Genomic DNA, 12,813 nt, shown 5'->3' on the forward strand with positions numbered 1-12,813 from the left:
GCACAGCCTGCGCCAAATTGCTTTTACATTGCGATCGGTGCGACAAAGGTGCTCGAAAGTCGCAACGCTGAGGCTGTCCTTACTGGCCGAATGACCTCACGCGCACCAGTCCAGATCTTCGCTTCAAATTGACGATGTGGCGGGAAAAGGATCGAGAGATGCGTTTCACGTCGATCAGCGTAACATCGCCACAAGTGCTGAACGTATGCAGCCCGTCGGCATAATCGGCTTCGGCCAGATTGCCGGTCAACCGGTGAGGAAGATGCTCACAGGCGACATGGGTGGCATTCAGCTCATCAAATTGCAAGAAGCGTATGCTTCCGCCATAGCTGACGCTACAATCTTGAACTGGAAGTATGATCTTGTCATCGACGCCTACAAATGGCGTTCCGCCCGGGCGCGCGCCGGCGCGATCGTCCAAAACCGGATTACTCGGGTGCACCTTCCACGGGCCTGTCAGCCGTTCCGAAAACGCGATATGCAACTCTCGTTGGTCGCGCGCACCTGCCCCTACGATAGTGTAGAACATCCACCAACTTCCCTGATGTTGGATGAGACATGCCTCAGCTGCTGGAATATCGGCCAGCAGTACCACTTCGCGTATCCAGCGGTCCGGAAAAGCGTGGGCACGATAAAGGGCGATCTCACCGGCCTTGTGACTTTCCGGCACCATCAGCACATCCCCGTTTTGTTCGAGAAGAAAAGGATAGGAAAGATGAAAGGGCTTCGCCAAGGCAATAGTCTTGCCCCGCCATTCCATATTCGGTCCAAACTCATGGCGCTCAATGAAGCCGTGCTTCGTCCGATAATCATAAGCCTCGACGAATACATGAAGCGCGTCACCTTGCTTTATCCCGAAGGGATCAGCGAGATACCGCCAGGGTCCGGGATCAGGCAGCCAGGTGATGCGGCTCGCGCAGTCCGTCAGTGTCTCGGCATCAAGGAGTGCCTCCGCCGGCGCCGGAACAATGCCGACTTTCCAGAAATCGCTGCTGGGTCTAACACGCATCGGTCACATCTGCGCAGGCATGGTTGACGCATCGGTCACGTCACGAAACTCGATCTGGCGTTCCTCGACTTCCCCGTAAAACCGCAAAATATTGTCTACGCCGGTCGCTCTGGAGAATGGCACCATATCGTAGTCGATGCGCCATGGACGGCTGGTGTCGTCTGACTGCAGAACGTCGGCCAGAGCATCAGCGAGAGCTTCGACAGATCCAGGCTCGACGAAGCGTACTGGATGCTTGCGGAGATATTCCGAAGGGCCTTCCGTCGCCGAGGCTATTACCGGCACGCCCTCGTGCATGGCTTCGAGGATCGCAAGACCCGCCGATTCTTCGCGTGACGGCGAGACGAACAAGTCGAGATTGGCCAAAAAGCCGCTCACATTGTCACAATAACCGACCATGCGGATACGCTCGTCCCCAGCGGCCAGCTTCTCAAGCGCTGCCTTTTGTGGACCGACGCCCGCAATTACCAACGCCGCATTTTCCGGTGCAGCGCGCAAGAAAGCGGAGATCAGCACGTCGTTTCCCTTGCTTGGGTGCAGCCGACCGACGGTACCGATTATCCTGACGGTTGGAGGTAATCCCAGCTTGATCCGAAGGTCGAAGCGTTCGGTCTTCTTGACTTCCGGAAGCCAGTTCGGAATGCGGCCGGCATAGCCGGCATAGTTCCCGATGCGCATCATCTGCGCTTCGTTGACGCAGATGATGCCGTCCAATCGCGCATGTTGCTTGGGCTTATAACCGACATGCAAAGTCGCAATCTTGATAACGCTCCCCTGGACCGTAGCGAGCGCCTTGCAGCCTGGGCTCAAGTGCGCATGCGCCACCTCAAAACGTTCGGCGACAATCAATTTGCGAAGCCGCCAGCGCCGAAAAAGCCGAGTGGAGAAAGTGTGGAGGATAACTTCGCGGCTGAGGTGACGTCCAATATCGACCCGAGATGAGGAAACCATGTGCACATCGTGGCCAAGTGCTGCTTGAGCATTGGCAAGGTCGATACAATAACGCTCCGATCCCGCGATTTCGGATGCGAACAGGATATGTAGAATCCGAAGCTTCTTGGTTGAAGATGGAACCGAGAAAGGTGTCCGATTGTGTGACCTGTGGCCATGGTCAGCGTCTAGATTCTCGTAACGCACGTAATCAGCTCCCGATAATTCGTGAGACAGATTAGGGCACGAAGGAACGTCGACGTTTGTGTTGTGTTGTTAAGATATATTTCGAAACGTCCGAACTTCGGAGTATAAACCGAGCCTTGATGGCGATTTCATGCATATAAGAGAAAGATAATATTGCCGATGGGGCCGGCGCGGGTAAGCTTGTTCTTGAAAATTCGAGCCGCTTTTGAGGCAATTTGCTGACAAGAAGGCAGTGTCGCAACACATCACGGCACCTCGCTCTGGTACACCCTGACAGAGCCGATATCCGTGCTGACCGGGAATATTTTGTCGTCGATCACGTCAGCCATATCGCCGCCTATTGCAAGGTTGATCAGCAGATAACGAGGGGTGTCGAAAGGCCAGCTCAATCTGCCATCGCCGGGGGTGTTGCCATTTACGACCGTCTATAACGGCGCATGCATGGCCGAGGTTCGGAGACGCAGCCTCTTCTTCCGGTTGATGTTCAAAAGGCCGTCCTTGGACCCCAATTCATATGCGGTCGAACGGCATCGGACTGATCCAACATATATCGCAATACGATATATTTCAAGGCGAACGCCGACAAACGATGGCGGCTTCAGAGCCTGAGTCCAACAGAGCCGCGCCTCTCACCCGTGCGCCATCCTTGACTCGTCAACGGTTCATCGCCATCTTCATTCCATGTTGATCTGGCACCATAATAGTGTTGTGAAGCGGGTAATCCTTATCGCAGGATTCTAATCCCCGGCTGGCGACGTCGCCGCCCGCCGAGGGATACTGGCGTCCGATTTCAATATGTCGGGCTGCCACAGCGACATTCTCCTCATATCCGATCGTTTCGCTGCCGCAGATAAATTTGCGGTGAGCAGGAGATTGCAGATGCCAAACAAGGGAACCCCACGGAGGCCCGCGATCATCATCGGTCACTCCGACCACTTAAAATTGTCGAAAATCGCCGAGGCGCAGCTTTCGAAAAATCCCGTCGTGTCCGACGAACTGCTCTACGAATTGGAACGTGCGCACGTTGTGGACGACCATCAGCTCCCGCGCGGCATCATCCGCATCGGTTCGACCGTGCGCTTCACCAGTGACCTCGGGGAAGACCGGACGGTGACGCTCGTATTCCCGGGGGAGGCAGACATCGCCGAAGGCAAGATTTCAGTCCTTACCCCGATTGGTACTGCATTGATCGGCTTGAGAGCTGGTCAGTCCATGGACTGGACTGCTCGGGACGGCCAGCCGCACCGGCTGACTGTAGCAAGGATGTCTGAGTCCGCAGAACTCGGCCAAATGCTATGATCATCGACAGACGCGCAAATCATCTTCCCGGAGGGTGCATCACAGCAGGCTCCTGACCCCTGCGCCGTTCGCGGCCAGGGGAACTCCACCCATTCGATGAGTGCCCGGATACGGGCGATGGAGATTGCGATGAGAGACCAATGCTTGCTGACCACGAAGGACTTTACACTGCTCGAGGCGATGATCGATGACCCCCTCGTTCGCGACAGCCTGCTGCACGAGCTCCTGGGGCGGAAGATGGCCGCCGCGACTGTCGTGTTCAGGGAGGATCTGCCAGAAGATGCCGCAAGCCTGAACAGTCGAGTGACCTTCAGCATCGACGGCAGGCGGGACACGCGCATCCTCACCACTGGCCGTATGACGACTCCGGTCGGCATGCTGCTCCCGGTCGACACGCTTCGTGGCCTTGCTCTTCTTGGCTTAAGCGAAGGTCAGAAGATCATTATCGAAAATGCAGATGGGTTTCAGGAACAGGTTCTACTGGAAACCGTCAACTACCAGCCGGAACGAGCGATGAGGGGATCGGACGGCTTTCTGGTGAGGATGAGGCTCGCTGGGAAGCCGACGCTGAGGCTGCTAAAGGGTGGAGCGCCCGGCAGACAGGGGCCAGGCCCGGAGAAACCGGACGACCCCGGCCCATCGGCCGCCTGAAGGGCGGGGAAGAAGTCGATTGGCGAACCGCGCGTCTCGCGGTCGCCGTTGGTCTGGTCGTGCATGTCGGCAGGCTCGTCGCCCTGGCCGGCATAACGTTTGGAAGGGCTAGCCAGCTTGCCGCGGTGAAATCCGGTCAATTTGGCCCATGGTTCCGCTCGCCGGGTTTGCGATGCGACGGGGCTTGGTGGTTCCGATCAGGCAGTCATGATCCTCGATCGCGCGTTCTCGGGCCTGCACCCTGGATCGGGGAGCATTTCTAGTTTTCGGACCCGAGCGCGCGTGGCCAGCAATGAAGAGCGGCCAATGTAACAATGACTGTGGAGCAACAGCGAAAATGGCCGCTTTGATGAAATGTAAGCCATCAACCGGCTCATCCGTAGGATGTTTCGTCTGGAAAGCGCCAGGAGCAGACATTCCGGCGCTGCGAGCGGTTCAAAGCCGCTCGAAGCGGAAATTGCGGATGCGACCACTGTTCATCAGCATGCCTGTGACCCGACCGTCGTCATCGCGGGTGAACGTGAACCGGTCCCCGTCACCGAGAAAATGGTCCGGAGCGACGGCTGTCAGTGCTATTTCCCGTGACTTCACGGATTTCAATAGCAGCCCTGCTTCCCGAACCTTCACGTCGTAGGGCATGTCGTTTTCGACCGGACGATAGGTGCCTGCGAGATCGGCAAGCTCCTTTGGCGGCGGCGTATAGGCGGGCAATCGCCGGTATTGGTACAGGCGCATGCCGTCGCGATAGGAGGTCAGCTCAGTTGCCGGCTCGCCTTCTCCTTGCTCCAGCACGAGCTCATGGTTCGGGAAATCGCTGAAACGGAACCGACGGTCATCCACCGCTTCAAGGCGATATGTGCCATGTTCGATGTCATAGCCTATCAGCAGTTTTCCCTCATGCGCCACGAGGCGGGCGACGCGGCCGGCCAGTCGCGGTTCGGCGTAATAGCCGGTGAGCAGTTCCAATGCATCGGCGTCGGGTTGCGGAAACGTGCTCGGCAAAGATTCCGGGATCGGCTGCAACACATCTGCCAGATAGATATCGGCGATCCCCCGCGCGAGGTTGCTCGGCACGATCGACCCGAAATTGGCAAGGATCGCCACGGTGAAATGCTGCTCCGGAAAGCGGATGATATCGGAGCGGAAGCCGGCATCGCCGCCGGTATGTTCGACGATCGCAAGGCCGCGATAGGTACCGACGCCGAGACCCGAGGCATAGCCGATTTCGCTGCCATCGTTCAGTCGGCCGCATTCGACCATCCTTGCGATGACGTCAGGCCCTCCGACACGCTTGTGGTAGAAATTTTCATCCCAGAGCGCGAGATCTTCCACTGTCGTCAGCAGGCTGGTCGCGCCGACCGTATCGAAGTTCGTGTTGGAGATCTCAACCCCGGTCTCCGTCCCGACATAACCGTCGGCGACATTCCTGACAACTTCGGCATAGTTGTCGCGAAAGAACGTGTTGTGCATGCCAAGCGGTTCAAAAATCCGGGCCGAGGTAAAGGCACGGAGCGACTGGCCGCTGACCACCTTCACGACCTCCGCCAGCAAGGCATAACCCGTGTTGCAATAGAGGTGCTCGTCACCCGGCTGGAAGTTCAGATCCTGCTGCCGGGAGACGATCGCGAGGATGTCGTCATCGGTGATCAGGTCCTTGGAGTAGCGCCAGCCGGCGAGGCCCAGCAATTCCCAGTGATCGCGCAGGCCACCCGTATGGTGCATGAGGTGTCTGAGGGTGATCGGTGCGCCGAAATCAGGCAGGCCGGGCATGTATTTACTCACCACATCATCAAGCGACAATTTTCCTTCGGCCGACAGCAGCAGGATGGCAAATGCAGTGAACTGTTTGGAGACAGATGCCGAATGAAAGACGGTGGACGGCTCGATCGCGATACCGTGGCCCAGATTGGCGATGCCGAATCCCCGCTTATGGATAACCTCGCCGTCACGCATGACCGCAACCGCGCAGCCAGGCGAATGATCGTTAGCCCAGGCCTCGAACAGTTCATCAACGCGTTTTGCTTCCGTCATCCGCAACCTCCGAGATCACTTTCCGGTTGCAGGAAAGCCGAGAGCTGGGAAAATTGCAATGTATGGGATTGAGAACATTGAGGGCTGCGATGACTGCTTCGGGGCCGAGAGGCGGCAAAGCCAACGGCTTGCCGTGTGCTGACGCCGCAGTCAGACGAGGGCTGGTGTGATGCCACGCAAATCTCCGGTTACCTGATCGGCTAGTGCAAGGTTTGGACGAGGCAGCCCCTGCAATATGGGGTTGCCTTTCTGTTTCACGTTCACCTTTCATGAAACACTGAGAGCCATATGGATAACCGAACGTTCGACACCAGCCTATCGAAATGCCGGACTCCGCTGAAGATTACAGACGATGTCTGGAGAACTCTTCCCAGCAATTTATTTAGGCCTCTTACCGAGGAGCAGAAAGCGGACGTGGCCGCAACGCGCGATCTGCCACTGTTTGTCGTTGCCTTACGCCGCATCGTGTTCCATGGCCGCCGACCCCGAGAGATCGAACTGCAACTCGGCAAGCCTGGAATATGCACCGCCCTTGCGGATCAGCGCGGCGTGTGTTCCCTCCTCGATTACTCGCCCTCCGTCGAGCACCAGAATTCGATCCGCCTTGAGCACGGTGGCAAGCCGATGAGCAATCACGATTGTCGTGCGATTGGACATCAATTCGTCGAGCCCCCGTTGCACCAGCATCTCGTTTTCTGAATCGAGAGATGCCGTGGCCTCATCCAGCAAGAGGATCGGCGCGTTTTTCAGGACTGCACGGGCGATCGCCAGTCTTTGCCGCTGACCGCCCGATAAAGTGAGACCGCGCTCGCCGACAACGGTACGGTAACCATCCGTTAGCTCGGAAATAAACCCATGCGCTCTTGCCACCGTCGCTGCAGCCACGATCTCGTCCAGCGACGCATCCGACCGTCCGAGACTTATATTTTCTGCGATACTGGTTGCGAAGACGGTCACGTCCTGCGGTACGACGGCAATTTCGCCTCGTACTGCAGTGGTGGAGATCGTGCGCGCGTCGCAACCATCGAGCAAAATGTCGCCCGCATAATCCTTGTAGAAACCGAGCATGAGCGAGAAGATTGTGCTTTTGCCCGAGCCGGAAGCACCGACAAGCGCGACTGTCTCGCCGGACCGCACGTTCATCGACAGGCCCGTGAGGACTTGCCTGTCCGGAGCGCCCGGATAGGCGAAATGCAGGTCTCGAATTTCGATCGCGCCTTTTGCGGGTTGGCTGAGCGCAGAACGCGAGGCCTGCTCGCTCTCACCGGCATCTTCATCGAGCAATTCGAAAAGGCGTTCGGCTGAAGCCGCAGCCTGCGCCAGTTCGCCCCAGACCTCCGAGAGCGAGCCTAGCGACCCTGCCGCAATGACGGAATAGAGCAGGAACTGGCTCAGACTTCCGGCCGACAACGTTCCCGAGAGCAGATTATGGGCGCCGATCCAGAGAACCCCGACGACGCTTCCGAAAATCATTGCAATGGCAACGGCGGTCAGAAGCGCACGCGAGCCGGCGGCAAGGACGGCGCTGCGATAGGACGCCTCGACGTCATGCGCATACCTGTCGCTCGCCGCTGCCTCTCCGTTGAAGGCCTGGACCGTCCGGCTTCCGGCAATCATTTCGCTGGCGAAAGCGGATGCGGTCGCGAGAGCGTCCTGAGCCGCCCGCGATTTTCTCCGGACCGAGCGCCCGAAAAGGACGAGCGGCGCGATCACAAGCGGGATGGCACCCAATGTGATGGCGGAAAGTCCAGGGCTGGTGACGAACATCATCACCAGCGCGCCCAGGCACAGCAGCGAATTGCGCAAGGCCACCGATGCAGCGAGGTTCAATGCGGACTTGATCTGTGCGGCATCCGCGGTCAGTCGCGATGCGATGTCGCCGGATTTGTTGGCGTCAAAAAAGCTTGCCGGCAACCGCGTCACATTTCGGAAGGTCTTCACACGCAGGTCGCTGACAACGCGCTCGCCAAGCGTCGTGACGAAATAATAGCGGCAGGCGCTTGCTATGGCGAGCGCGATTGCAAGCGCAAGAAGCATCAGGAAATAGCTGTTGATGAAGCCACCGTCGAACTGTCCGAACCCATGATCGATCATCCGGCGGACCGCCATCGGCAACGCAAGCGAGATCAGCGCCGCCGCCGCAAGCGAGATCACCGCCAGGAGGACCAAGCCCCGGTGAGGCCGTAGCAGGGGCAGCAACCGGACGAGGCCGGAGACAGCAGACTTCGTTTCCCCCGGCTGCGGGCTGGAGCCCGCAATCACGTCGGCGGGAGGAGGGGCGGATCGGTCGTGCGCGGCAATCATCAAGGTGAAGGTCTCCTGGACTGGAATGTCTCCTTTTTGGCATTTACGCGGCGTTCGTCTTTGACCGCGATCAATTATCGGCCGGTTCCGCCAAGCGTTGCCGCGTCAGAAGACCTCGGCAATATGTCACGATGAGCCTGCCGGACCCGCGACCGAGGATCGAACTGTGATAGCAGGTGAGCGAAATGAAAGACGCATGACCGCACCAATGGTCGCAGTTTGATCCCGGTCAATTAATATGACGGCTTTGGGCGCTAGAGCGAGCCATGACCTATGTCGAACGCATCAAAGACGACATCACCAGGCTTGCTCAGCCCGCCAGATTCCTGGAACTGGCCGATCGGGTCCTGCCTGGACTTTCGATCGTCACCACCCTCTGTTTCGCTGTTGGACTTTATCTGAGTTTTGTGTCCGATGGTGATTACCAGCAGGGCGAGACCGTCAGGATCATGTATGTCCATGTCCCGGCGGCATGGATGGCAATGTTCTGTTATGTGGTGATGACCGCAAACGCCATCGGCTCCCTGGTATGGCGCCATCCGCTTGCCGATGTCGCCGCGCGCGCTGCTGTGCCAATCGGCGCCGCCTTTACCTTCGTGTCGCTCGTGACAGGCGCGATCTGGGGCAAGCCGATGTGGGGAACCTGGTGGGTGTGGGACGCGCGCCTGACCTCGATGTTCGTGCTTTTCCTGATGTATCTCGGGCTATTGGCAATCAATCGTGCAATCGACGAACCGACGCGCGCTGCTCGTGTCACGGCGGTTCTCATTCTCGTGGGCTTCGTCAACATTCCGATCATCAAGTTCTCGGTCGACTGGTGGAACACATTGCATCAGCCGGCAAGCGTGCTCAGGCTGGATGGCCCCGCTCTGGACATCGAATTCCTTCGCCCGCTCCTGACCATGGGCCTGGCCTTCACGGCACTCTTTTTCACCCTCCACCTGGCCTCGATCAGGAACGAGATCTGGCGGCGAAAACTCATGTCGCATCACCGCTTGGCGGCACGGGCCGCAATGCAAAAGGAGAATTGAAATGACACATCGGGACTATGTGCTGGCGGCCTATGCCGCCGCATTCGCCGTCATGACCGCCATCAGCGCGATGACCTGGTTTCGCGGCCGCACCTATCGCCGGCAGGTCGAGATAGTAGCGAAGATCAGGCATGGCGCGCGCCACGAGGCACGCTAGGTGCGCCGCTATCTGGTTGCCGCCGTGCCGCTGCTCGTCTTTGTGGCAATTGCCGGAGCCGCCGGGCGCACGCTCTATCGGGAGGCGGCGGAAGGATATTCGCCCTCCGCCCTCCCCTCCGCACTGATCGGTCAGACACGTCCGGCAATCGATCTGCCGCCGCTTGCTGGTCTGCAGTCTCCCGGACTTCAAGATAGCGGGTTTTCCGGCCAGGTCACGATCGTCAACATATTCGCGTCCTGGTGCGTTCCCTGCCGGCAGGAACATGGCGCGCTCATGCGGCTATCGAAGGACCCGCGCGTCAAGCTGATAGGCATCAATTATAAGGATGACAGCAGCAACGCTCTGGCCTTCTTGCACGAAAACGGAAATCCCTACGCTGCCGTCGGGGTCGATCCGACCGGAAGGGAAGCGATCGATTGGGGTGTTTACGGCGTGCCGGAGACCTTCGTCATCGACCGCGACGGCCGCATCCTGTTCAAGCAGGTCGGCCCGCTCGACGACAAGGTCCTGTCGGTCGGCCTTGGTCCTGCACTCGACAAGGCATTGGCTGCCGGCGGCTGACCGAAGCCCACGGCCTGCGACTCGATCAGTGGCTTGGATTTAAGCCTGTTGCGACCGCTTTTCCGGATCTGAATCTGCGACAAGCTGCAACCGATCGAGGCAGCTTCCCAATCCGAGATTCTCGACGAGCGCAAGCACGGCACGGCGCTGCAAGTCGGTTTCCACATTTCCTTCGAGCGTGATCTGTCCGTTATGGACGGAGACGCGGATCCTTTGCGGCGTCAGCCCGAGATCATATTTCAGGCGTGTGCAAACAGCGAGTAGGATCGCGTCATCCTCACGCGGCAACCTGAGTGTCGGCGCGTCGGTTATCAGAGCGAGGATATCGCGCCGGCTGACGATCCCCACGAGCCGTCCGTCGTCGACGATCGGAATACGCTTGATGCGATGGACCTCGAGGCTTTCGGCAATATCCGAAACCTCGCTGTCCGGGCTGGCGACGATAACATCGCGCGACATGATATCTCTGACGGACCAGCCGTTGCCGCGAATGTAGCGGTCGAGATCGACATCGGACGTGATTTCCGCGTTACGCGCGGTGCGCGGCGCAAGCCGGATCTCGCGCCGCAGCAACAGGTCGCCTTCGGTCAGAATTCCGCAGATCCGCCCTTCGTCGTCCACGACAGGCAGCCCGCTGATGTTGTTTTGCATCATCACCGCGGCGGCATGACGGATCCCTGCCGCAGGGCTGATCGAGACCACGTTGCTCGTCATAATGTCCTTGGCCTGCATGCGTGCACCTCCCCTTTCGGAAACATCTGGCGCCATGAGCGTAGGACGGCTTGAACGAACCGACCTTGACCTCCGTCAAAGTCGCGGTGTCGGATCAAGCAATTCGGCAAGCCTTGCCTGCTCTTCTGCCGTCAGCTTGCTGCCAGTTGGCTTTCCAGCCCGCTTGCGGGCAAAGACGATGAGCGAAACCCCGCCGGCAAGGATCAGCAGCACCGGTGCCCCGCAGAGCAACAGCGTGCGCAGACTGAAGCGCGGCTTCAGGAGGACGAATTCCCCGTAGCGCGAGACGATGTAGTTCAGCACCTGCTCGTCGCTGTCGCCATCGGTAATGCGCTCGCGCACCAGCAGACGCAGATCCTTGGCGAGATCGGCATTGGAATCGTCGATCGACTGGTTCTGGCAGACCATGCAGCGCAGTTCGGCCGACAATGTTCGCGCCCGGGCTTCTAGGGCCGGGTCGGAGAGCATCTCGTCCGGGTTGACGGCGAAGGCCGGTGCGGCCGCCAGGATCAAGGTCAGGACGAGGAGGAAACGCCTGATCATTCCGCCGGCTCCATGGCAGGCGCCACTGGTTTTGCTGGCTTTGCCTTCCTGCTCGGAGCCCCGACGCGCAGGCGCCGGTCGGTCAGCGAGACGAAGCCGCCAAAGGCCATGATGAGCGCCCCGCCCCAGATGCAGAGGATGAACGGCTTCCACCAGATGCGCACAACGATGCCGCCGTCCTTCGTCGCGTCACCCAGCGAGACATAGAGCTGGCTGAGGCCGAACGTGAGAATACCGGCCTCCGTCGTCGGCATCTGCCGGGCAGTGTAGAGCCGCTTGGCAGACCAGACATCGGCCACCTCGGCGCCACCACGACGGATCGAGAAATGGCCGCGATCCTCGGTGTAGTTCGGGCCGGTTGCCGGCTGCATGCCGTCAAAGAGGATGCTGTAGCCACCGGCCTCCGTCGACTGGCCCTGCTTCATCTCGACCACATGTTCGCTCTGGAAGGTGGTAACGGCGACGATGCCGAGCACGGTGACGCCAAGACCGGCATGGGCAAGCGCCGCGCCGAAGGCCGAGCGCGGCAGGCCGGTCAGACGGCGCCAAGCGATATCAGCCTTCACCTTGCCGATGCCGGCGCGATACCAGAGGTCGGCCGCCGCGCCAAGGATCAGGAACAGGCCGGCGGCAAGGCCGATCACGGCCATGACCGGGCCGCCATGTTCGATATAGAAGAAGACGAGGGCTGCGACGAAAGCGAGACCGGCCACGACATAGAGCCGCTGCAACGCGCCGAGCAGATCGCCGCGTTTCCAGGCAAGCAGCGGGCCGAAGGGCACGATGATCAAAAGCGGCGCCATCAGCAGGCCGAATGTCAGGTTGAAGAAGGGCGGGCCGACGGAGATCTTGTCGCCGGTCAGCGTTTCCAGCACCAGCGGATAGAGCGTGCCCGTCAGCACCGTGCCGCAGGCAACCGTCAGGATCAGGTTGTTGACGACGAGCGCCCCCTCACGCGAGATCGGCGCAAACAGACCGCCGGCCGACAGAAGCGGCGCGCGGAAGGCAAAAAGCGATAGCGCCCCGCCGATGAAGATCAGGAGAATGCAGAGGATGAAGACGCCACGGCTCGGGTCGCTCGCGAATGCATGGACCGAGGTCAGGACGCCGGAGCGCACCAGGAAGGTGCCCATCAGCGACAGCGAGAAGGTCAGGATGGCAAGCAGCACCGTCCAGATCTTCAGCGCCTCGCGCTTTTCCATGACGAGGGCCGAGTGCAGAAGTGCGGTGCCGGCAAGCCAGGGCATGAAGGAGGCGTTTTCCACCGGATCCCAGAACCACCAGCCGCCCCAGCCGAGTTCGTAATAGGCCCAGTAGGAGCCCATGGCGATGCCGAGCGTCAGGAAGGTCCAGGC

The 12,813-nt window shown here is 59.5% G+C and carries 13 protein-coding genes; 5 read left to right on the forward strand and 8 right to left on the reverse strand.

Going from position 1 to position 12,813, the window contains the following annotated elements:
* Positions 1 to 79 precede the first annotated feature (79 nt).
* The 3 genes from FHT93_RS18950 to FHT93_RS18960 form a co-directional block, all read right to left on the reverse strand.
* On the reverse strand, positions 80 to 1,009 hold the full coding sequence (locus FHT93_RS18950; protein ID WP_113015067.1) for a glycosyl hydrolase family 43: 930 nt from the start codon (positions 1,007 to 1,009) through the stop codon (positions 80 to 82).
* A gap of 3 nt (positions 1,010 to 1,012) precedes the next feature.
* A complete protein-coding gene (locus tag FHT93_RS18955; protein ID WP_348649778.1) occupies positions 1,013 to 2,146 on the reverse strand; it encodes a glycosyltransferase family 4 protein in 1,134 nt (377 codons plus the stop codon).
* 245 nt (positions 2,147 to 2,391) lie between these two features.
* The gene (locus tag FHT93_RS18960) at positions 2,392 to 2,535 is read right to left on the reverse strand and encodes a hypothetical protein (protein ID WP_183848887.1); all 144 of its coding nucleotides are present in this window, start codon (positions 2,533 to 2,535) and stop codon (positions 2,392 to 2,394) included.
* A 490-nt stretch (positions 2,536 to 3,025) separates the two neighbouring features.
* Between FHT93_RS18960 and rnk the strand changes: the two genes are divergently transcribed.
* Both rnk and FHT93_RS18970 read left to right on the forward strand, forming a co-directional pair.
* On the forward strand, positions 3,026 to 3,445 hold the full coding sequence (gene rnk / locus FHT93_RS18965) for a nucleoside diphosphate kinase regulator (RefSeq protein WP_113015066.1): 420 nt from the start codon (positions 3,026 to 3,028) through the stop codon (positions 3,443 to 3,445).
* A 129-nt stretch (positions 3,446 to 3,574) separates the two neighbouring features.
* Entirely contained in the window at positions 3,575 to 4,096 is a 522-nt protein-coding gene (locus FHT93_RS18970; RefSeq protein ID WP_183848889.1) for a nucleoside-diphosphate kinase, read from the forward strand.
* Positions 4,097 to 4,531: 435 nt separating this feature from the next.
* Here the strand turns inward: FHT93_RS18970 and FHT93_RS18975 are convergent, their stop codons facing one another.
* Both FHT93_RS18975 and FHT93_RS18980 read right to left on the reverse strand, forming a co-directional pair.
* The gene (locus FHT93_RS18975; protein ID WP_183848891.1) at positions 4,532 to 6,127 is read right to left on the reverse strand and encodes a serine hydrolase; all 1,596 of its coding nucleotides are present in this window, start codon (positions 6,125 to 6,127) and stop codon (positions 4,532 to 4,534) included.
* Between the two features lie 453 nt (positions 6,128 to 6,580).
* Positions 6,581 to 8,431: an ABC transporter transmembrane domain-containing protein gene (locus FHT93_RS18980; protein WP_113206500.1), complete on the reverse strand. Its 1,851-nt coding sequence runs from the start codon at positions 8,429 to 8,431 to the stop codon at positions 6,581 to 6,583.
* A gap of 266 nt (positions 8,432 to 8,697) precedes the next feature.
* Between FHT93_RS18980 and FHT93_RS18985 the strand changes: the two genes are divergently transcribed.
* Genes FHT93_RS18985 through FHT93_RS18995 form a run of 3 tightly spaced genes read left to right on the forward strand, consistent with a single transcriptional unit; the run spans position 8,698 to position 10,183 of the window.
* Positions 8,698 to 9,462 (forward strand): heme ABC transporter permease, encoded by a 765-nt coding sequence (locus tag FHT93_RS18985; RefSeq protein ID WP_113117573.1) that lies wholly within the window; start codon positions 8,698 to 8,700, stop codon positions 9,460 to 9,462.
* A gap of 1 nt (position 9,463) precedes the next feature.
* Positions 9,464 to 9,619 carry a heme exporter protein CcmD gene (ccmD, locus tag FHT93_RS18990; protein ID WP_183848893.1) on the forward strand — a complete coding sequence of 52 codons (156 nt, stop codon included), beginning with the start codon at positions 9,464 to 9,466 and terminating at the stop codon, positions 9,617 to 9,619.
* The gene (locus FHT93_RS18995) at positions 9,620 to 10,183 is read left to right on the forward strand and encodes a DsbE family thiol:disulfide interchange protein (RefSeq protein WP_183848895.1); all 564 of its coding nucleotides are present in this window, start codon (positions 9,620 to 9,622) and stop codon (positions 10,181 to 10,183) included. It abuts the gene before it with no gap.
* Between the two features lie 39 nt (positions 10,184 to 10,222).
* Here the strand turns inward: FHT93_RS18995 and FHT93_RS19000 are convergent, their stop codons facing one another.
* The 3 genes from FHT93_RS19000 to FHT93_RS19010 form a co-directional block, all read right to left on the reverse strand.
* Positions 10,223 to 10,915, reverse strand: a complete 693-nt coding sequence (locus tag FHT93_RS19000) for a CBS domain-containing protein (RefSeq protein ID WP_183848896.1) — start codon at positions 10,913 to 10,915, stop codon at positions 10,223 to 10,225.
* A 75-nt stretch (positions 10,916 to 10,990) separates the two neighbouring features.
* Positions 10,991 to 11,458 carry a cytochrome c-type biogenesis protein gene (locus FHT93_RS19005; protein WP_183848898.1) on the reverse strand — a complete coding sequence of 156 codons (468 nt, stop codon included), beginning with the start codon at positions 11,456 to 11,458 and terminating at the stop codon, positions 10,991 to 10,993.
* Positions 11,455 to 12,813: heme lyase CcmF/NrfE family subunit (locus tag FHT93_RS19010; RefSeq protein WP_183848900.1), on the reverse strand; the 1,359-nt coding region annotated here is incomplete at its 5' end. The genes FHT93_RS19010 and FHT93_RS19005, both read right to left, overlap by 4 nt.

Origin of the sequence: Rhizobium sp. BK379 (genome assembly GCF_014193955.1) — a bacterium.
In the GTDB taxonomy this organism is placed as follows: Bacteria; Pseudomonadota; Alphaproteobacteria; order Rhizobiales; family Rhizobiaceae; genus Rhizobium.